The sequence below is a fragment of the Pseudomonas sp. M30-35 genome, from assembly GCF_002163625.1.
GTDB lineage: Bacteria > Pseudomonadota > Gammaproteobacteria > Pseudomonadales > Pseudomonadaceae > Aquipseudomonas.
In genome coordinates this window covers 3,420,065-3,439,079 of the sequence record NZ_CP020892.1, presented here as the reverse complement: position 1 = coordinate 3,439,079, position 19,015 = coordinate 3,420,065, and the positions used below count along the sequence as shown (strand labels likewise).

19 protein-coding genes are annotated in these 19,015 nt (G+C 53.4%); 13 read left to right on the top strand and 6 right to left on the bottom strand.

The genetic code is table 11. The annotated features are described in order from the left end of the window. Window positions 1-107: 107 nt before the first annotated feature. From B9K09_RS15900 to rpoS, 9 genes are all read left to right on the top strand, one after another. Window positions 108-1,220, top strand: a complete 1,113-nt coding sequence (locus tag B9K09_RS15900) for an S-(hydroxymethyl)glutathione dehydrogenase/class III alcohol dehydrogenase (RefSeq protein ID WP_087517733.1) — start codon at window positions 108-110, stop codon at window positions 1,218-1,220. A 79-nt stretch (window positions 1,221-1,299) separates the two neighbouring features. Beyond that, a complete protein-coding gene (gene fghA, locus B9K09_RS15895) occupies window positions 1,300-2,151 on the top strand; it encodes an S-formylglutathione hydrolase (protein WP_087517732.1) in 852 nt (283 codons plus the stop codon). A 120-nt stretch (window positions 2,152-2,271) separates the two neighbouring features. Further along, on the top strand, window positions 2,272-2,745 hold the full coding sequence (gene ispF / locus B9K09_RS15890; protein WP_087517731.1) for a 2-C-methyl-D-erythritol 2,4-cyclodiphosphate synthase: 474 nt from the start codon (window positions 2,272-2,274) through the stop codon (window positions 2,743-2,745). Beyond that, entirely contained in the window at window positions 2,742-3,800 is a 1,059-nt protein-coding gene (gene truD, locus B9K09_RS15885) for a tRNA pseudouridine(13) synthase TruD (RefSeq protein ID WP_087517730.1), read from the top strand. Before ispF ends, truD begins: the two co-directional genes overlap by 4 nt. After that, window positions 3,788-4,537: a 5'/3'-nucleotidase SurE gene (surE, locus tag B9K09_RS15880; RefSeq protein ID WP_087517729.1), complete on the top strand. Its 750-nt coding sequence runs from the start codon at window positions 3,788-3,790 to the stop codon at window positions 4,535-4,537. The genes truD and surE overlap by 13 nt, the downstream gene beginning before the upstream one ends. A gap of 41 nt (window positions 4,538-4,578) precedes the next feature. Continuing rightward, window positions 4,579-5,214, top strand: a complete 636-nt coding sequence (locus B9K09_RS15875; RefSeq protein ID WP_177408731.1) for a protein-L-isoaspartate(D-aspartate) O-methyltransferase — start codon at window positions 4,579-4,581, stop codon at window positions 5,212-5,214. 19 nt (window positions 5,215-5,233) lie between these two features. After that, on the top strand, window positions 5,234-6,172 hold the full coding sequence (locus tag B9K09_RS15870) for a DUF368 domain-containing protein (protein WP_087517727.1): 939 nt from the start codon (window positions 5,234-5,236) through the stop codon (window positions 6,170-6,172). 48 nt (window positions 6,173-6,220) lie between these two features. Then, window positions 6,221-7,063: a peptidoglycan DD-metalloendopeptidase family protein gene (locus tag B9K09_RS15865; RefSeq protein WP_087517726.1), complete on the top strand. Its 843-nt coding sequence runs from the start codon at window positions 6,221-6,223 to the stop codon at window positions 7,061-7,063. Window positions 7,064-7,168: 105 nt separating this feature from the next. Next, entirely contained in the window at window positions 7,169-8,173 is a 1,005-nt protein-coding gene (rpoS, locus tag B9K09_RS15860; protein ID WP_087517725.1) for an RNA polymerase sigma factor RpoS, read from the top strand. Window positions 8,174-8,650: 477 nt separating this feature from the next. Here rpoS and fdxA read toward each other — a convergent pair whose 3' ends face one another. The 3 genes from fdxA to B9K09_RS15845 all read right to left on the bottom strand — a co-directional run bounded on the left by fdxA (window position 8,651) and on the right by B9K09_RS15845 (window position 13,016). After that, window positions 8,651-8,974 (bottom strand): ferredoxin FdxA, encoded by a 324-nt coding sequence (fdxA, locus tag B9K09_RS15855; protein WP_010486824.1) that lies wholly within the window; start codon window positions 8,972-8,974, stop codon window positions 8,651-8,653. A 139-nt stretch (window positions 8,975-9,113) separates the two neighbouring features. Continuing rightward, entirely contained in the window at window positions 9,114-11,693 is a 2,580-nt protein-coding gene (gene mutS, locus B9K09_RS15850) for a DNA mismatch repair protein MutS (RefSeq protein WP_087519129.1), read from the bottom strand. A 507-nt stretch (window positions 11,694-12,200) separates the two neighbouring features. After that, window positions 12,201-13,016, bottom strand: a complete 816-nt coding sequence (locus B9K09_RS15845) for an FkbM family methyltransferase (RefSeq protein WP_087517724.1) — start codon at window positions 13,014-13,016, stop codon at window positions 12,201-12,203. Window positions 13,017-13,153: 137 nt separating this feature from the next. Here B9K09_RS15845 and B9K09_RS15840 point away from each other — a divergent pair, with 137 nt between their 5' ends. From B9K09_RS15840 to recX, 3 genes are all read left to right on the top strand, one after another. Then, window positions 13,154-13,666 (top strand): CinA family protein, encoded by a 513-nt coding sequence (locus B9K09_RS15840; RefSeq protein WP_177408673.1) that lies wholly within the window; start codon window positions 13,154-13,156, stop codon window positions 13,664-13,666. Between the two features lie 86 nt (window positions 13,667-13,752). Further along, window positions 13,753-14,802, top strand: coding sequence for a recombinase RecA (recA, locus tag B9K09_RS15835; RefSeq protein ID WP_087517723.1), 1,050 nt, complete (start codon window positions 13,753-13,755; stop codon window positions 14,800-14,802). Window positions 14,803-14,816: 14 nt separating this feature from the next. Beyond that, complete coding sequence (gene recX, locus B9K09_RS15830) at window positions 14,817-15,284, top strand: recombination regulator RecX (RefSeq protein ID WP_256574054.1); 468 nt, start codon at window positions 14,817-14,819, stop codon at window positions 15,282-15,284. A gap of 126 nt (window positions 15,285-15,410) precedes the next feature. On the opposite strand, the gene B9K09_RS15825 is transcribed toward recX, so the two are convergent. After that, window positions 15,411-16,487, bottom strand: coding sequence for an LOG family protein (locus B9K09_RS15825; protein WP_087517721.1), 1,077 nt, complete (start codon window positions 16,485-16,487; stop codon window positions 15,411-15,413). 148 nt (window positions 16,488-16,635) lie between these two features. Beyond that, window positions 16,636-17,034, bottom strand: coding sequence for a quorum-sensing-regulated virulence factor family protein (locus B9K09_RS15820; protein ID WP_087517720.1), 399 nt, complete (start codon window positions 17,032-17,034; stop codon window positions 16,636-16,638). Between the two features lie 225 nt (window positions 17,035-17,259). Between B9K09_RS15820 and B9K09_RS15815 the strand changes: the two genes are divergently transcribed. Then, window positions 17,260-17,970, top strand: a complete 711-nt coding sequence (locus B9K09_RS15815) for a tRNA-uridine aminocarboxypropyltransferase (protein ID WP_087519127.1) — start codon at window positions 17,260-17,262, stop codon at window positions 17,968-17,970. Window positions 17,971-18,017: 47 nt separating this feature from the next. Here B9K09_RS15815 and B9K09_RS15810 read toward each other — a convergent pair whose 3' ends face one another. Next, a complete protein-coding gene (locus B9K09_RS15810) occupies window positions 18,018-18,920 on the bottom strand; it encodes a DMT family transporter (RefSeq protein WP_087517719.1) in 903 nt (300 codons plus the stop codon). Window positions 18,921-19,015 lie beyond the last annotated feature (95 nt).

The window sequence follows — 19,015 nt, the reverse complement described above, 5'->3', positions numbered from 1 at the left end:
CCTATATGGCAATAATGTTTTTCCAAGAGATGGATTATTCCAGAATAAGCATTGATCTACACTGCATGCACTGAATTTTTCTACATCAATCTGCTGGAGAGCCTTCCATGATCAAGTCTCGTGCCGCCGTTGCTTTTGCTCCCAACCAACCGCTGCAAATTGTTGAGGTTGATGTTGCGCCGCCAAAGGCCGGTGAAGTGTTGGTGCGCATTGTCGCCTCTGGCGTTTGCCACACCGATGCTTACACCCTTTCCGGTGAGGACTCGGAAGGTGTGTTTCCGTGCATTTTGGGTCATGAAGGTGGTGGTGTGGTTGAGGCGGTTGGCGAGGGTGTGACCTCGCTGGAAGTTGGCGATCACGTCATCCCGCTGTACACCGCCGAGTGCCGCACCTGTAAGTTTTGCACTTCGGGTAAGACCAATCTGTGCAGTTCGGTACGTGCAACGCAAGGCAAGGGCTTAATGCCGGATGGCACCTCGCGCTTCTCCTACAATGGCGAGCCGGTTTATCACTATATGGGCTGCTCGACGTTCTCTGAGTACACCGTTTTGCCTGAAGTTTCGCTGGCCAAAATCCCTAAAGAAGCGCCGCTGGAGAAGGTTTGCCTGCTTGGTTGCGGGGTTACCACCGGCATTGGCGCCGTGCTTAACACTGCGAAAGTCGAGGAGGGGGCAACGGTTGCCATCTTCGGGCTTGGCGGTATTGGGTTGGCAGCGATTATTGGGGCGAAGATGGCTAAGGCCTCGCGCATCATTGCCATCGACATCAACCCAAGCAAATTCGATATCGCCCGCGAATTGGGCGCTACTGACTTCGTTAACCCGAAAGACTTTGCCAAGCCAATTCAAGAAGTCATCGTCGAAATGACTGATGGCGGCGTTGATTACTCGTTTGAGTGTGTGGGTAATGTCCAGCTTATGCGTGCCGCGCTTGAGTGCGCTCATAAAGGTTGGGGCGAATCGATAATCATTGGTGTGGCGGGCGCCGGGCAAGAAATATCCACGCGTCCATTCCAACTGGTCACCGGGCGAGTCTGGCGTGGTTCAGCATTCGGCGGGGTTAAAGGTCGTACCGAGTTGCCGGGCTATGTTGAAAAAGCGCAAAAGGGCGAAATCCCACTGGATACATTCATCACTCACAACATGCCGCTTGAAGACATCAACGAAGCCTTCAAGCTCATGCACGAAGGTAAGAGCATCCGCACAGTCATTAATTTTTGAGCAGTCGCTGAACTCAGGCGCATGCCACCAATAAGGCCTGCGCTGGCTGCTGTTTGGTCGATTGTTTAGGAGTGGATTGATGAGCCTTGAAAATATTTCGTGCCAGAAAAGCAGTGGCGGTTGGCATAAGCGCTACCGTCACCGCGCGAGTACGCTCAATTGCGATATGACCTTTGCTGTTTACTTGCCACCACAGGCTGAGCAGGGGGCAAAACTGCCGGTGTTATATTGGTTGTCGGGACTGACCTGTACCGATGAAAACTTCATGCAGAAGGCGGGGGCGCACAAGCTCGCTGCTGAATTGGGCTTGATCATCGTTGCCCCGGATACCAGCCCGCGTGGCGAGGGTGTGCCGGATGATCAGGAGGGTGCTTGGGATTTTGGTCTGGGAGCAGGCTTTTACCTGAATGCAACCCAGGAGCCTTGGGCGCGTCACTACCGCATGCATGATTATGTGGTGCAAGAACTGCCCGAGTTGATTGAGGCCAATTTCCCGGTGACCGATAAGCGCGGTATCAGTGGTCACTCCATGGGCGGTCATGGCGCATTGGTCTGTGCGCTGCGTAACCCCGGGCGGTATCAGTCTTTGTCAGCATTCGCGCCGATCAGTAATCCGATGAACTGCCCGTGGGGCGAGAAAGCCTTCAGCCGTTATTTGGGGGAAGAGCGCTCGCGCTGGCGTGAGTGGGATGCTTGCGCGCTGTTGGCGGCTGCAACTGAGCGTTTGCCGATGCTGATAGATCAAGGCGACCGCGATGACTTCCTGCTTAATCAGTTAAAGCCGCAAGCATTGCAGGCCGCGGCGCAAGCGGCTGGGCATCCGCTGACGTTGCGTCTGCAGCCGGGCTATGACCACAGCTACTACTTTATCGCCAGTTTCATTGATGACCATCTGCGTCATCACGCGGCGGCGTTGTCCGAGCCGGTCTGAGCAGATCTTTGTATGGTTTTCAGCGTTCTGCAAAGCACAACGATGCCCAGCTTGAACGCATAGCGTTGTAGAATCAGGCCCTGATATTTACTGGGCCTGATTTTTTATATGAGTAGCACCATGCGTATTGGCCACGGCTACGATGTGCACCGCTTTGGCGAGGGCGATTTTATTACCCTCGGCGGTATTCAAATTCCTCACCATTACGGGCTCGTTGCCCATTCTGATGGCGATGTACTGTTGCATGCTTTGGCCGATGCGTTGCTCGGAGCCTTGGCGTTGGGTGATATTGGCAAGCATTTCCCGGACACTGACCCGAAGTTTAAAGGTGCCGACAGTCGGGTTTTGTTACGACATGTGTACGATTTGATCGCCGCCAAAGGTTGGCAGGTCGGCAATGTCGACACCACTATTGTCGCCCAGGCACCGAAGATGGCGCCGCATATCGAAGCGATGCGTACGCTGATTGCTGCGGATTTGCAGATCGAGCTTGACCAGGTCAATGTTAAAGCCACAACGACCGAGAAGCTGGGTTTCACGGGTCGAGAAGAAGGTATTGCCGTACATGCTGTGGCCCTGCTGGTTCGCCCATGAATGAGTTCGAACTATTAGGTCCCAAGGCCTATGGCGATGCGTGCGGCACTGCGCTGCTTAAAGCCAGCGCTGAAGACTTCCAGGTTGATGAAGTGCTCGATATTCCCTTGGCAGGGGATGGCGAGCATTTATGGTTGTGGGTGGAGAAACGTGGCTTAAATACCGAAGAGGCCGCAAGACGCATTGCCAAGGCCGCCGGTGTGCAGCTCAAGTTGATCAGTTACGCCGGGCTTAAAGATCGTCAGGCTTTGACGCGTCAATGGTTCAGTCTTCACCTGCCCGGCAAGGCCAACCCAGACCTAAGTGCCGCAGAGGGCACCGATCTGTGCATCCTCAAGCAAGTGCGTCACCAGCGTAAATTGCAACGCGGCGCCCATGCAGCGAATGGCTTCACTTTGCGCCTCACCCAATTGAGCGCCGACCGGGACGCACTTGATGCGCGGTTGCAGGTTATCCGCGAGCAGGGCATTCCCAATTATTTTGGCCTGCAGCGCTTCGGTTTTGATGGCGGTAATGTATTTGATGCGCGCCAGTTTGCCGAGCGAAAAGATCGTCCTGTGCAGCGTAATCTTCGCTCACGGTTGCTATCTGCGGCCCGCAGTTACCTGTTTAATCAAGCTCTAGCTGCGCGCGTGGCCGATGGCACCTGGAACAAAGCCCAGGTTGGCGATTTGTTAGCGTTTACCGATAGCCGTAGTTTTTTCATGGCAGGTGAGGCTGAATGCTCCGATCCGCGACTGGCGATTCTTGATGTGCATCCAACGGGCCCGCTTTGGGGCTTGGGTGAGCCGCCAAGTTCAGGCGCGGTGCAGACTCTCGAACAGCGCGTTGGTGAAACCGAGAAAGATTTGGCCGAGTGGTTGGCAGAAGCGGACATGGCGCACGAACGTCGTATTCTACGCCTCCCCATTGCGGGCCTTACGTGGCATTATCCCGAGTCTGACATTCTGCAACTGGAATTCGTCCTGCCGGCTGGATGCTTCGCAACCGTATTGGTTCGCGAGCTTGTCGATCTGTTGCCGACGGGGCATACGGACAACCCATGCGTATTCTAATTTCAAACGATGACGGAGTGATGGCGCCGGGCATTGCCGCGCTACACGCTGCGTTAGCTGATTATGCCGACTGCACAGTGATTGCACCGGATCAGGACAAAAGCGGCGCCAGCAGTTCGCTGACGCTCGACCGTCCGTTGCATCCGTGCACGCTGGACAACGGTTATATCAGCGTTAATGGCACGCCGACTGATTGCGTGCACTTGGGCCTTAATGGGCTACTTCCCGAGGTGGCTGACTTGGTCGTTTCCGGGATTAATCTGGGCGCTAACCTGGGTGATGATGTGCTGTATTCCGGTACTGTCGCTGCGGCGCTTGAAGGCCGTTTTTTATCGCGTCCGGCGTTTGCTTTCTCCTTGCTGTCACACCAGACCGATAATCTACCGACGGCTGCCTACTTTGCCCGCAAGCTGGTCGAGGCGCATGAGCAACTCGATTTACCACCGCGTACCGTGCTTAATGTGAACATCCCTAATTTACCCTTGGAGCATATCCGCGGTATTCAGGTGACGCGCTTGGGGCATCGCGCCCGCGCTGCGGCGCCGATCAAGGTGACTAATCCGCGGGGTAAAGTCGGTTACTGGATTGCAGTGGCTGGCGATGCTGAAGATGGCGGCCAGGGCACCGATTTCCATGCGGTGATGCAGGGCTATGTATCGATCACCCCATTACAATTAGATCGTACTTTTCAGGATGGCTTTAACAGCTTGCAACCATGGCTGGAGAGCTTAGTTTAATGAATCGCGAACAAGACGAAATGAATCGCCGGGGCATAGGCATGACCTCACAGCGCACCCGTGAGCGACTTATCCAACGCCTCTATGAAGAAGGCCTGTCCAACGCTAAGGTCTTGGAAGTTATCCGCCGTACGCCACGGCATTTGTTTGTCGATGAGGCATTTTCTCATCGTGCATATGAAGACACTTCTTTGCCCATTGGCCACAACCAGACCATCTCGCAACCCTATATGGTTGCGCGCATGAGCGAGTTGCTGCTTGAAGCTGGGCCGCTGGATAAAGTGCTGGAGATCGGCACTGGTTCAGGCTATCAGACCGCCATACTCTCGCAGCTGGTTGAACGGGTGTTCAGCGTAGAGCGCATACAGGGTCTGCAAGACCGTGCTAAAGAACGTTTAGTCGAACTGAACCTGCGCAATGTTGTCTTTCGTTGGGGGGATGGCTGGGAAGGCTGGCCAGCGCTGGCGCCATACAACGGCATCATTGTCACCGCTGCAGCTTCTGAGGTGCCACAGGCATTGCTGGATCAGCTAGCGCCAGGTGGGCGACTGGTGATACCGGTTGGCGCGGGCGATGTTCAACAGTTGATGTTGATCATTCGCGATGAGCAGGGTTACTCGCGGCATATTCTCGACGCGGTGCGTTTCGTACCATTGCTCAATGGGCCACTGGCTTAACACTAGCTCTGACGGGTATATGAAAAAGTATTTTTTGCTCTACGCCAAAGGTATAGCCATGGGCGCAGCGGACGTTGTGCCGGGCGTGTCAGGTGGCACAATTGCATTTATCAGCGGTATCTACGACGAATTACTAAAGTCTATCTCAAGCCTGCCTCGTGCTGCCTTGCTGGCCGTACGTGGGCGTTTTGCCGAAGCTTGGGTGACTGCCAATGCGACGTTTCTGCTGGTGCTGTTTGCGGGCATTCTTACCAGTATTGCCAGTCTTGCTCGATTGATTACTTATCTACTTGAACAGCACCCAATACCAGTGTGGTCGTTCTTTTTTGGCTTGGTTTTGGTTTCGGCGTATATGGTGTCGCGCGAGATCAGTCGTTGGAACTGGACGCGTATTATCAGTTTTGCGATGGGCGCTGCATTTGCTTACTGGATCACTGTCGCTTCACCGGTGCATCTTAATACCGATTCGTTGAGCATCTTCTTTGCCGGTGCAATTGCCATTTGCGCAATGATTCTGCCCGGCATTTCAGGCAGCTTCATTCTGTTGTTGCTGGGCATGTACAATTTCATCCTGGGCTCGGTAAAGGCTCTGGATATCACCGTTCTGGCTTTGTTTGCCTCAGGCTGCTTGGTGGGTATCGTTAGTTTTGCAGGCGTTCTTCGCTGGCTGCTACGCTGCTACCGTGACCTCTCGTTAGCATTCTTGACCGGCTTAATGCTCGGCTCACTTAATAAGATCTGGCCCTGGAAGGAGACGCTGACCTGGTTTACTGATCGTCACGGGCAACAGGTTCCTTTACTACAGGCTAATCTTCTGCCTGCACGCTTTGCTGAAATCAGTGGGCAAGATCCTCAAGTGTTGTGGGCAATGCTGTTAGCTTTGTTGGGGGTTGTTTTAGTTTTAGGTTTGGAGTGGTTTGCAGGACGCCAGCAGTTAAGCTCTGACCATAATCAATAAATCCTGCACAATAGTGTCAGGCGCTAATAGCCAGTAAGGGAGAGACCGGTGAGTTTCGACGCCATTCAAGCGTGCATTCGCAATAGCAACACTCGATGCTTGTTGAGTGGTTTAGTTCTGTCGTTGGTTTTGTCTGGCTGCTCAAGTTCGCCTGCCGGTGGCGTTCAGGTTTTAGATCGCAACGGTCGGCCTGTACCTATTACCTCAAAGCAGCCGCATGTCAGCAGTGGTCAGTACCTGGTTCGGCGTGGTGACACCCTTTATTCGATTGCGTTTCGCTTTGGCTGGGACTGGAAAGAGCTGGCTGCACGTAACGGCATCCCTGCGCCTTATTTGTTGAGAGTCGGCCAGCCCATTCGTTTCGATGGCAAGAAGCCCTCGTCCGTGGTGGTTTACAAGCCAAGCACGAGTAGCTCGTCTACCCGTACTGTTAGCCAGAGCAAACCGGTTAGCAAGGCTAAGCCAGCGGCCAATAAAGCCCCTGTTGCCGCCAAGTCGGTGCAGTCGGTTGCTGGCACATCTTCAGGTTGGATGTGGCCTACCAAAGGTATGGTTATTGGACGATTTTCCTCAAACGGTAGTTTGAATAAAGGCATTGATATCGCCGGAGATTTGGGCCAGCCTGTTTTAGCTGCATCTGATGGCACAGTTGTATACGCTGGAAGTGGTTTGCGGGGCTACGGCGAACTAGTGATCATCAAACATAGCAGTACCTACGTAAGTGCCTACGGACACAACCGCAGGCTCTTGGTGAAAGAGGGGCAAAAGGTCAAAGCAGGGCAAGCAATTGCTGAAATGGGTTCAACGGGCACTGACCGGGTGAAGCTACATTTTGAAATTCGCCGTCAGGGCAAGCCTGTAGATCCTTTGCAATTTTTGCCACGCCAATGATTTGTTGTCTGCCTGTTTCCCCAGTGTAGGAGGGACGGGCTCAGGTGTCGCCATGGAGAGGGTAACGCCAGAGCTTGCTGTCGAACTCAGCAAGGGATAATAGAAATGGCTCTCAAAAAAAAACTAGTGCCCGAGTTTGACGTAGACGACGATGTGCTCTTAATAGAGCCAGCTGTCGTCTTGGGGGACATGGGAGATGTAGAAACGCCGGCCAAGCGACCCAAGGCCAAAGCGAAAACAGCTGCACCCAAGCAACATAAGTACATCGATTACACGCGGGCATTAGATGCTACGCAGCTATATCTGAATGAAATTGGTTTCTCTCCGCTACTCAGCCCGGAGGAAGAAGTCTTTTTTGCCCGACTGGCGCAAAAAGGTGATCCGGCTGGCCGCAAGCGTATGATTGAAAGCAACCTGCGACTGGTTGTTAAAATCGCTAGACGCTATGTAAATCGCGGTCTCTCATTGCTCGACCTAATTGAAGAAGGCAACCTTGGCTTGATCCGCGCCGTCGAAAAATTCGACCCCGAGCGTGGTTTCCGCTTCTCGACGTACGCCACTTGGTGGATTCGTCAGACCATCGAACGTGCAATCATGAATCAGACGCGCACTATTCGACTTCCTATTCATGTGGTTAAAGAGCTTAACGTTTATCTACGTGCTGCTCGCGAGCTGACTCAAAAGCTCGATCACGAACCCTCTGCTGAAGAAATTGCTAACCTGCTTGATAAACCCGTCGGCGAGGTCAAACGCATGCTCGGTCTTAATGAGCGGGTGTCCTCGGTTGACGTATCATTGGGTGCCGACTCCGACAAAACCCTGCTAGATACCCTGACTGATGAGCGTCCGACAGATCCCTGTGAGCTGCTGCAGGATGACGATTTGTCACAGAGTATTGACCAGTGGCTATGCGAGCTGACCGATAAACAACGTGAGGTTGTGGTTCGGCGTTTTGGTCTGCGTGGTCATGAGAATTGCACGCTTGAGGAAGTAGGCCAGGAGATCGGCCTCACCCGTGAGCGTGTTAGACAGATACAGGTTGAGGCGCTCAAGCGCTTACGGGAAATTCTCGAAAAAAATGGCTTGTCGAGTGATTCGTTGTTTCAGTAAAACCTGATAGGTTTAAAAAAAACCGGCTAACGCCGGTTTTTTTTGCTGGCTCCTTGTAGGAGAAAGCTGACGAGCGTGTAGGTTGTTGTAGTCAGTGTGCCTAGGAGTTGTAGACTTCTGTGAGTAGGTCGTTTTTTAATTAGTTGAATTTAAAAGGTATTTTATTTTTATCAGAGTCTTTAGGTTTTTTTATAAGGTATCAGTCACTTGCGATGCTCGGATAATCCCTTATGATTAAAGCGTGTTTAGGGACAAACACAGGTTGTTAGGGACAGCGGCTAGGACAATCGCGGGATGCGATTTCATCAGGATGATGAGTAGGAAATATAGGGAATAGGGACAAAAGTGGGCGGGTTAAACCGCCCCTTTTTTTTGCCTGGATTTTTTGCTTGAACACTTGCACTTGAGTTTTCTGGGGCATTCCCAAGCCAATAAAAAACCCGCACTAGGCGGGTTTTATTGGGTGCAGAGGCAGTGTTAGCGCTCCAGGTGCTCAAGCTTGTCTTTTACACCGTCCCACTCTTCAGCATCAGCGAGAGCTTCTTTCTTCTCGGTGATATTTGGCCATACCTCAGCCAGATCAGCATTCAGCTCGATATATTCCTGCATGTCCTCAGGCACCTCATCTTCAGAGAAGATGGCTTGCGCGGGGCACTCTGGTTCACACAGAGCGCAGTCAATGCACTCGTCCGGGTGAATGACCAGGAAGTTCGGGCCTTCGTAGAAGCAGTCCACCGGACAGACTTCCACACAGTCGGTGTACTTGCACTTGATGCAATTGTCGGTGACGACGAAGGTCATTCTAATTCTCTCCTCAGGCTACGGCGCGAGACTGCCCTCATAAACAGTCTCTCGGCTCGAAAAAGCGCACTTCAGTGCCAGGCATTAGCACATAGCTGTTCCGAGCGCGCAGGATTCTAACAGCTTGTTGGCGTGGGCGTTAGACTCGAGTTTTCCATGCATATAACAGTTCTAGCGCGTGGCGTGGAGTCAAATCATCAGGATTGATCTTAGACAATTCTTCTAGCAACGGATGCGCAAGGTTCGCAAACATATCGCTTTGTTGTGGCGTAGCCGCTTTTCCTGGCTCCGTACGAGGCAGGTCGTGCGGCAAACTTGTGGTTTCGAGCCGCGCCAGGTGCTCACGTGCGCGCAGAATCACTGCATTGGGTACGCCCGCCAGTTGTGCCACCGCTAAACCATAGCTCTGGCTCGCAGGGCCAGGCAGCACGTGGTGTAAAAAAACGATGCGCTCATTATGCTCCGTCGCGTTGAGATGGACGTTGGCCACCAGTGGCTCGCTCTCCGGCAGCACAGTCAGTTCAAAATAATGGGTCGCAAACAGCGTGTATGCGCGTAGTTTAGCCAGCTGTTCAGCCGCTGCCCAAGCCAGTGACAGGCCGTCAAAGGTGCTGGTGCCACGACCGACTTCGTCCATCAGGACTAAGCTTTGCTCTGTGGCGTTGTGCAGAATGTTGGCGGTTTCACTCATTTCAACCATGAAGGTCGAGCGGCCACCGGCGAGATCATCGCTGGAGCCAATACGGGTGAATATACGGTCAACCAATGACAGCTCGCAGCTCGCTGCCGGTACAAAACTACCGATGTGGGCGAGCAAGACAATCAGTGCCGTCTGGCGCATGTAGGTCGATTTACCACCCATATTCGGGCCGGTAATTACCAGCATGCGCGTTTCATCATCAAGGTTCAGGTCGTTGGCCACGAAGGGCTTGGTCAGAACCTGTTCAACCACTGGATGGCGACCTTGGTTGATGCGCATGCATGGCTCGTCAACGAAGTGCGGGCAATTTAGATCCAGGTTCAGTGCGCGCTCGGCTAGGTTGCTCAACACGTCCAGCTCAGCAAGCGCTGAGGCGCTGTCCTGCAGGGGTGAGAGTTGCGTGATCAGGTGTTCGAGCAATTCTTCGTACAGCACTTTCTCGCGTGCGAGTGCACGGCTCTTGGCCGACAGTGCTTTGTCTTCAAACTCTTTCAGTTCCGGAGTGATGAAGCGCTCTGCACCTTTCAGGGTTTGCCGGCGAATATAATCAGCTGGGGCCGATTCTGCCTGTTTGCTGGGTAACTCGATGAAGTAGCCATGTACGCGGTTGTAGCCAACCTTGAGATTGGCCAAGCCGGTTCGAGCCTTTTCCCGCGTTTCCAAGTCCATCAGGTACTGGCCAGCGTTTTCACTCAGCGATTGCAGTTCGTCGAGCTCCGCGTCGTAACCGGTCTTGAGCACGCCGCCATCGCGAATCACTGCGGGCGGGTTGTCTATAATCGCTTTGCTGAGCAATTCAGCCAGTTCTGGATACGTGCTGACGACAGTCGCCAATGAAGTTAGGTGCGGCGACTCCAGCAGCGCCATGGCGCTTTGCAGCTCTGGTAGCGCGGCTAATGCGTCGCGCAGCCGTGCAAGGTCGCGTGGGCGGGCGTTGCGTAGGCCGATGCGGGCGAGAATCCGTTCCAGGTCACCGATTTCCTTGAGCTGTGGCTGCAAGGTTTCAAAGCGGTAACGCTCAAGCAGGCAGGTGATCGACTCTTGGCGTGCCACCAGAATGCTGCGATCACGCAGCGGACGATTCAACCAGCGGCTGAGCAGGCGACTGCCCATTGCGGTCTGGCAGCGATCAACCACCGATTGCAGGGTGTTTTCGCGGCCACCGGCGAGGTTTATATCCAGCTCAAGGTTACGTCGGCTGGCGCCGTCAAGAATCACCGTGTCATCCAGGCGCTCATGACGCAGGCTACGCAGGTGTGGCAGCGCGGTGCGCTGGGTTTCCTTGGCATAGGCAAGCAAGCAACCGGCAGCGCCGATCGCCAGCGTCAGTGACTCGCAACCAAAGCCTTTGAGGTCTTGAGTGGCAAACTGTTGGCACAGGCTCTTATGCGCAGAGTCACGCTCAAAGTCCCACGGCGCGCGACGACGCACACCTTTACGCTTTTCAGCGGGCAGGCCTTGTGGCCAGTCATCGGGGATCAGCAGTTCAACCGGGTTGAGCCGTTCAAGCTCTGCCAGCAGATTTTCCCAGCCTTTAATTTCCAGCACGCTGAAGCGACCGCTGGTGATGTCGAGCACCGCTAGACCAAACAGGCGTTCATCGCCGAGTACCGCGGCAATCAGGTTGTCGCGGCGCTCATCGAGCAGTGCTTCGTCACTCACCGTGCCCGGTGTGATGATCCGCACAACTTGGCGATCAACCGGGCCCTTGCTGGTTGCCGGATCGCCGACTTGCTCGCAAATAACCACCGACTCACCAAGTTTGACCAACTTGGCCAAGTAACCTTCAGCGGCGTGGTAAGGAATACCGCACATAGGAATCGCCTGCCCGGCGGATTGACCGCGTGCAGTCAAGGTGATGTCGAGCAGTTTGGCGGCCTTTTTTGCGTCTTCATAGAAAATTTCATAGAAGTCGCCCATGCGATAGAACATCAGCTGGTCAGGGTGCTGGTTCTTCAACTTCCAATACTGCTGCATCATTGGGGTGTGAGCGGATAAATCGGAAACTTTGTTATTCATCAGTAGCTTATGAGGATTCGTTAGAAGGCGTTGGGCAAGTTCGGGGCTTTTTGCTTTAGCTTTGGATATCCCTGTCAGGTGTTTTGTTACTCTGTCGGGAGACTCATCATCCATCCACTTTGCATAGGCTTCGACCGCGCATGGTGAAGTCCTTGTGGCCCATCTGTTTTGCGATAGGCGCAAGGTTACCACGTGCGGTTAGGCACCAACATGCATAGGAATGTCTTGTTTGATAGGGGGGGGGCTAAGTTTGATGTTTGCGCGACGTTGTATCGCAGTCCTGTGGTTTCTCAGGAGTACTTGAAGGAAGGTTCGGCCAATCAGCTGGCTGATTCGCTTATGTTGAGCAATTGGCCCTTCAACCCTGCGCGATGAATATTGTCGGTAAAGCAGTGTGCTGTGAGTGGCCAAGAGACAATAGAACGCTTGGTAAGACTGAAGCAGGGCGGTCAAGTGTTGTGACCCATATCAGAGCCCGTAGGTGGACTCCGGCAAAAAGATAACCAACTATCCAAATAGTCGCTTTAAGAATTGGGCTGAGCGCCACACACGTCCATTTTTTATTGCGACCAACTCGGCTTCAGCTCTGCTGGCCCTTTCAGTTTGAACCAGAAGCTCGTCAGAATCAGAGGTAACCGGGAAGCTGAAATTGTGTCCATAGCAAAGCTGGAATTCATCCAGGAAGCACGGAGGTATCTCGAAAGCTCCAGCTAAACTGATTTGCTCTTGGGAGAGATAAAAAGTGTTCAACCCATCGAACAATACTGGTTTGTACGATGCCTCAAGCAATATTGGCTCCCAAGATTGATCACGCTTAAAGGGTGTTTCGATCAAAATTATCCATGGTCGGTATTTTGAGAAATCGATCCCTTTGAGAACAGACTCCTCGTAACCTTCCACATCAATTTTGAGAAAGTGAATATCGCCATCGACAAACTCATCACAAATGGAAGTGAGCGTACGGGTCTTGACTTGAGATTCAGAAACGTCCCGGCCTAGGTCTTTATGCTCTTCAGCTAAGGAGGGGGACATGGTGGAAAGCCCTGTGCCTTTGAGCTCAGAGAAGGTATTACTTTCTTCTGACTCACCAGCAGCAACTTGAAGGTTTATGTCTTTGGGTCTTTCACGCTGCAGAGCTTCGAAGAACCCTTGAGCCGGTTCGATATTGATGCCACTCCAGCCCCGTTCATAGAAAGCGCGGGTTACTGAGTCAGAAGTTGGGTCATTTGCACCAACGTCGATATAAAACCCATTGTCAAAAAATTTCAAAGCACGCCACAGCATGACGTCTTCGAAGTTTTGAGCATACGAAATGAATTTCATGAAGCGCTACGGACCTTGTTTATAGATTGTTATGGCGCAGAGGTTACATCAATCACTTCGGCGCTTTCATTCGATGAGTTGACCATAGCAGGCTAGTGTACGGTATCTACCTAGCTCGCTTTAACCCCGGAGTGAAGATGCACGTAAATCAATCTGATTTGACCCGCTTGGCGGTACATTTAGGTCGCAAGCTGACTGAGCTGCATGCTCAAGTCAGCACGGCTGAATCCTGCACGGGTGGCGGTATTGCTGAGGCGATTACCCGCGTTCCAGGTAGCTCTGCTTGGTTTGAGGCGGGGTATGTGACCTATTCAAATGCACAAAAAACCAAGCAGCTCGGCGTTGCGCCTGAATTGTTTGTGCTGTTGGGTGCAGTGAGCCGAGAAGTGGTCGAGGCCATGGTGCGTGGAGCGCAAGCGCAAAGTGGCGCGCGCTATGCCGTAGCGGTTAGCGGCGTAGCCGGGCCGGACGGCGGCTCTGAAGAGAAGCCTGTTGGCACCGTTTGGCTGGCGTGGGGCGATTCCGAGCAGGTGTATAGCGTGCGCAAACAGTTTGCCGGTGATCGACAAAGTGTCCGCCGACAAACGGTTATAGCCGCGCTAGAGGGGTTGATACGCCTCGTAGAAAAAGAAAATCCAACTCTGGGGTAGGCGGGCGGGCAAGCCTATGGAATAATACTGGCTACTTATACAGTTGTTGGCGGCCGTCAGGCCCTCTTGATCACGTGAGGACTTCAATGGACGAGAATAAGAAGCGCGCTCTGGCTGCTGCCCTGGGCCAGATTGAAAAGCAGTTTGGTAAAGGCGCTGTTATGCGCATGGGCGATCATGATCGTCAGGCAATCCCGGCAATTTCGACCGGCTCTTTGGGCTTGGATATTGCGCTGGGTATTGGCGGCTTGCCAAAAGGTCGTATCGTCGAAATTTACGGTCCGGAATCCTCGGGTAAAACCACACTGACTCTGTCGGTAATTGCTGAAGCACAAAAGCTTGGCGCTACCTGTGCATTCGTTGACGCCGAGCACGCGCTTGATCCTGAATACGCAGGCAAGCTCGGGGTAAACGTTGATGACCTGCTGGTTTCGCAGCCTGACACCGGTGAGCAAGCACTGGAAATCACCGATATGTTGGTGCGCTCAAACGCAGTCGACGTAATCGTGGTCGACTCCGTGGCAGCGCTGGTGCCAAAAGCTGAAATCGAAGGCGAGATGGGCGACATGCACGTCGGCCTGCAAGCCCGTTTGATGTCGCAGGCACTGCGTAAAATCACCGGTAACATCAAGAATGCCAATTGCTTGGTGATCTTCATTAACCAGATCCGTATGAAAATCGGTGTGATGTTCGGCAGCCCTGAAACCACCACCGGTGGTAACGCGCTGAAGTTCTATGCCTCGGTACGTTTGGATATTCGCCGTACTGGCGCGGTTAAAGAAGGCGACGAAGTTGTCGGCAGTGAAACCCGCGTGAAAGTGGTGAAAAACAAAGTCGCACCGCCATTCCGTCAGGCTGAGTTTCAGATTCTGTACGGCAAGGGCATCTACCGTAATGGCGAAATCATCGACCTCGGTGTGCTACACGGCTTCCTGGAAAAATCAGGCGCTTGGTACAGCTATCAAGGCAGCAAGATTGGCCAAGGCAAGGCGAACTCGGCCAAGTACTTGGAAGACAATCCAGAGGTTGCCCGCACCGTTGAAGGCTTGATCCGTGAAAAGCTGCTGGTTCCATTAAGCCCTGCCAAGGCGGGAGCGGGAGCCGAAGCGTTGGTTGACGCTGAAGTCGACGCCTGATCGGTGAAACATAGGTGAGCAGCGCCATACTCGACAACCCAGTGGCCGTCAGGCGAGCAGCGATGGATTTGCTGGCCCGTCGGGAACATGGGCGTGTTGAGTTGGTGCGCAAGTTGCGCCAGCGCGGCGCAACGGATGATTTGATCGACCCAGCCCTCGACCGATTAACGGAAGAGGGTTTGTTGTCTGAAGCGCGCTATCTGGAAAGTTTTATCCGCTACCGCGCCCGCTCGGGCTACGGACCTGTACGCATACGTGAAGAGCTGACACAACGTGGCTTGGTTCGCGCCGAGATTGAGCAGGCGTTGGCCGACAGTGGTATCGACTGGGCAGAGCAGCTTGCTGATGTTTGGCAGCGCAAATATGCCGGGCAGTTACCGCAAGATATGCGGGAGCGCGCCAAACAAGGTCGCTTTCTAAGCTATCGGGGTTATCCACTTGAGCTGATTAGCAAGCTACTGCGCGGTCGGCTTAACGATTAAGAAAGCACTGTAAAAACTGCACAAGCTTATGTTGCGGCAACCGGTGTTGGGGCAGCCCTTGCTGCGGCAGCCGGTGCTGGGTTGGCCCGTGCTGCAGTACTTTTACAGATCGCCTAACTATTGGCTTCACTCGCTAGACCAGTTTTCGCGCAGGTTAATGAAGTCAATTAGCTCGCGCAGGCGCCCGTGGTTGCGCCCGTTAAAGTCGAAGACCAAGCGTGGCAGACCTGCCAATTCGTCAGCGTCCTGACTGTCATCTGCTCGCTCAAGCAACTCGAAGTCGCCAGTTTTAGAGATGTCACTGAACTGGCTGATTATGGTCGTCAGCGCCGCATTATTGAGTGGGTGATTGAGGCGAATGATGTAGCGTTTGTTTAACCAGCGGCTGGAGTTGTAGTTACTGTAAAACTGGCTGATCTGCTCAACGGCAGCATCAGCGCTATAAACCAGAGTCATTAAGTTGAGGTCGCTGGCTAGAATATAACCACTGTCTTTGAGTTGGCGCTCAATAAACTGCAACGCCTCCTGCCAGAAATTTCCACCGGGCTGATCAAGTAGAACCACAGGCACTATTGGGCTTTTCCCGGTTTGAATCAGGGTCAATACTTCAATAGCTTCATCCAGTGTGCCGAAACCGCCCGGGCACAGCACTAGTGCGTCTGCTTCCTTGACGAAAAACAGTTTGCGCAAAAAGAAGAAGTGGAACGAGAGCAGATTGCTGGTTCCGTTGACCGTTGCATTGGCGCTTTGCTCAAAGGGCAGGGTGATATTGAAGCCCAGGCTGCTGTCTACGCCAGCACCTTCGTGAGCGGCCGCCATGATCCCGCCACCTGCGCCCGTTACGACCATCAAGTCGTGACGGGCAAGTTGGGCTCCCAGTTCTCGAGCCAGTTGGTAAATTGGATGGTCAACCGGCGTACGTGCAGAACCAAAAACGGTGACTTTGCGCCGTCGCTTGAATTGTTCTAGGACAGAAAAGGCATGCTCCATTTCACGCAATGTCTGCAGCATGATCTTCGCGTCCCAGCGATTGCGATCTGCTTGGCCCATTCGAATAATAGTGATCAGCATTTCCCGGTACAGCTCTCTATTGAGACTGTTCGCGGGAGCCATCAGCGAGGTCAATTCATCAACTTTACTGCGCAGATCGATGCCGCTGGTTTGAAAATGCCGAGCGAGGAAGTCATCCGGTTCATCAGGCATGGGGTGTCTCCTTGGCAGAATTAGACCCGACCCATCAAAGATATGACGTTAAGAGTATGGCTTTGCTGTGACGAGTCTGCAGGCCATCACTGGCTGCTTGGAGAAGAGGCGCATGTGCAACCTTGCGCTGCACATGCCTCTGAATTGCTTATTGACCGCAGTCGGCTTTGTCGAACGTCTCACGAACAATTGGCTTGTTGGTTTTGTACTCAGTGAATTCATAGCGCAATTCTGCGCCTTCGTTGAGTAGCTTATGAAACCCACCGTTGCTGCATATACTCTTTCCAAGCTGTGAGCGCACTGCGTCGAGGTTGTTGCGCATTTGTGCCGCATGGCGAGGGCGAACGCTAAGGTGATTGATTAGCGTATGGCCTTCTACGGTATAGCCTTGGTCGAGAATATCCGCGTTGATTGCGCGAGGCGTGCCGACGCTGCTTTCCTGCGCGACGCTTTGCAGCATCTTGGTTAGCTCGTATTCTTTAAGCGAAGACGCATGGGCAGTAAAGGGTAGGCTCAGGGCCAGAGTTAGGGCAGTTAGGCGTAACATCCAAGTCTCCACAGTCATTTCAATCCTTCGACAGGTAAGCACCCGTAGAGGTTCAGCTGGGGACTATGATAACCCCCAAGTACCCGTTTGTACCTTTGCTGACAACAAAATCTTGCCAGGCGCTTACATCGGTCAGTTGAGCCAGAGTTGCTGGGCTTTGTTAAACTGCTCGCCGATTTATGCAGGATTGACTATGCAACGCTTTTTTTATCATGGCCAACGCTCATGAGCCACGCCGTAGCGCGATTGCGTGATGTGCGTTTAGCACGCAGTGAAAAACCATTTCTGGCGCGTGGCTCCAAGGCGGTGCGCTGTAATCAATGTCGAATCGCCCAGACCCATTGTTTGTGCGCGTGGCGCCCGCGCGTCGAGGCGCAGTCAGCCATGTGCCTGATAATGCATGACGTTGAGGTACTTAAACCGAGTAATACCGGCTGGCTCATTGCTGATGTAGTCACTGATACCAGTGCCTTTGGTTGGCTGCGCACAGAAGTTGATCCGGCCTTAGTTGCGCTGCTGAGTGATCCACAATGGCAGCCTTATCTGGTCTTCCCCGGTGAATATGTGGCGCCTGAACGGGTGGTCAGCGAGGTCAACGTCGTGCCAGGCAAGCGGCCGTTGTTTGTGTTGCTGGATGCAACCTGGACCGAGGCGCGCAAGATGTTCCGCAAAAGCCCATACCTCGATAATTTGCCAGTGTTGAGTCTTGAGCCTGAACGTCTGTCGCGTTATCACTTGCGCCGCTCAACCCGCAATGAACAGCTGTGTACTGCAGAAGTCGCGGCGTTATGCCTTGAGTTGGCCGGAGATCAACGTGCCGCAGACGGACTGAATGCTTATTTTGATGTTTTCAGTCAGCACTATTTAGCGGCTAAGGCGCCGCGTGCGGTTGATTTAGGTGATCCTGCGCATCGCCGATTACAGCCGTTTCTGTAGCTCATATAAACCCTTTACGCAGTCTTCTCGTAGGGAGTTCTTTGCGATTATGCGGGTGCAACTGCGCTAACTACTGGCTTTTTCGGCCAGAGTTGGGCCAGGAGCATGCCGCCAAGCATCAGTGCGCAGCCGATGTAGCCACGCAGATCTAGTGTCTCGTGGAGCAGGATCGCACCGGCAATCGCAGCAAACACGGCTTCCAGGGAAAGGATAATTGCAGCGTGAGACGCTATCGCGTGTTTTTGCGCGACCACCTGCAGGGTGAAACCAATCGCAACACCGAAAATCCCGCCGTAAATGATCGCTGGGGCGGCTGCAATGATCGCGTCCAGTGCAAATGGCTCTAATATCAGCGCCAGGATCATGCTGATTGCAGCGCAGGTGATGAATTGGATAACCGCCAAGCGTAGCGGGTCGTGACGGCTCGCAAAAAAACCGACCAGCAACACATGGATACCCCAAACAAACGCTCCAGCCAGTTGCAGCCAATCACCCGAAGCCACTGTAAAGCCTTCACCCACGCTCAGCAGAAACATCCCGATAACGGCTAAACTCGCGCCGAGCCAGATACCCATACCGCTACGCTGGCCAATAAACAGCCCGAGTATGGGGACGATAATCACGTAAAGACCGGTGATGAATCCGGAGTTGGTGACGCTGGTGAACAGCAGTCCAACTTGCTGTAAGTTAATACCAATTGCCAGCGCCAGGCCCATGATTGCACCGCCGAACAACAGGCTTTTATCCAGCGCTGGTTTGCTCGCAGTTTTGTTGCGGGTGAGCAGGGGTAGGATTGCGAGTAGCACAACTGCGGCTAAAGAGAAGCGCAAGCCGCTGTATAAAAATGGCCCAATTGAGTCCATGCCTATGCGTTGTGCAACAAATGCGGAGCCCCAGATGATGGCGGTTATTAGCATCAAAAGGTCGGCGCGCAGAGCTTGGCTTCGCATAAAAAGGCTCATGAATGAGAAAGGCGCTGACTTTGCCGGAAAGTATTGCGCTTGACCACCCCGTCATCGCTCGGCATGCTGGGCGCCGCCTCAGG

Excerpts from the sequence above, each read along its gene's own strand:
- B9K09_RS15825 (WP_087517721.1), bottom strand. The coding sequence starts at position 16,487 with ATGCCTGATGAACCGGATGACTTCCTCGCTCGGCATTTTCAAACCAGC.
- B9K09_RS15820 (WP_087517720.1), bottom strand. The coding sequence starts at position 17,034 with ATGTTACGCCTAACTGCCCTAACTCTGGCCCTGAGCCTACCCTTTACT.
- B9K09_RS15845 (WP_087517724.1), bottom strand. The coding sequence starts at position 13,016 with ATGAAATTCATTTCGTATGCTCAAAACTTCGAAGACGTCATGCTGTGG.
- truD (WP_087517730.1), top strand. The coding sequence starts at position 2,742 with ATGAATGAGTTCGAACTATTAGGTCCCAAGGCCTATGGCGATGCGTGC.
- surE (WP_087517729.1), top strand. The coding sequence starts at position 3,788 with ATGCGTATTCTAATTTCAAACGATGACGGAGTGATGGCGCCGGGCATT.
- rpoS (WP_087517725.1), top strand. The coding sequence starts at position 7,169 with ATGGCTCTCAAAAAAAAACTAGTGCCCGAGTTTGACGTAGACGACGAT.
- B9K09_RS15900 (WP_087517733.1), top strand. The coding sequence starts at position 108 with ATGATCAAGTCTCGTGCCGCCGTTGCTTTTGCTCCCAACCAACCGCTG.
- recA (WP_087517723.1), top strand. The coding sequence starts at position 13,753 with ATGGACGAGAATAAGAAGCGCGCTCTGGCTGCTGCCCTGGGCCAGATT.
- ispF (WP_087517731.1), top strand. The coding sequence starts at position 2,272 with ATGCGTATTGGCCACGGCTACGATGTGCACCGCTTTGGCGAGGGCGAT.
- B9K09_RS15815 (WP_087519127.1), top strand. The coding sequence starts at position 17,260 with ATGAGCCACGCCGTAGCGCGATTGCGTGATGTGCGTTTAGCACGCAGT.
- fghA (WP_087517732.1), top strand. The coding sequence starts at position 1,300 with ATGAGCCTTGAAAATATTTCGTGCCAGAAAAGCAGTGGCGGTTGGCAT.
- B9K09_RS15875 (WP_177408731.1), top strand. The coding sequence starts at position 4,579 with ATGACCTCACAGCGCACCCGTGAGCGACTTATCCAACGCCTCTATGAA.
- mutS (WP_087519129.1), bottom strand. The coding sequence starts at position 11,693 with ATGAATAACAAAGTTTCCGATTTATCCGCTCACACCCCAATGATGCAG.
- B9K09_RS15840 (WP_177408673.1), top strand. The coding sequence starts at position 13,154 with ATGCACGTAAATCAATCTGATTTGACCCGCTTGGCGGTACATTTAGGT.
- B9K09_RS15870 (WP_087517727.1), top strand. The coding sequence starts at position 5,234 with ATGAAAAAGTATTTTTTGCTCTACGCCAAAGGTATAGCCATGGGCGCA.
- B9K09_RS15810 (WP_087517719.1), bottom strand. The coding sequence starts at position 18,920 with ATGCGAAGCCAAGCTCTGCGCGCCGACCTTTTGATGCTAATAACCGCC.
- fdxA (WP_010486824.1), bottom strand. The coding sequence starts at position 8,974 with ATGACCTTCGTCGTCACCGACAATTGCATCAAGTGCAAGTACACCGAC.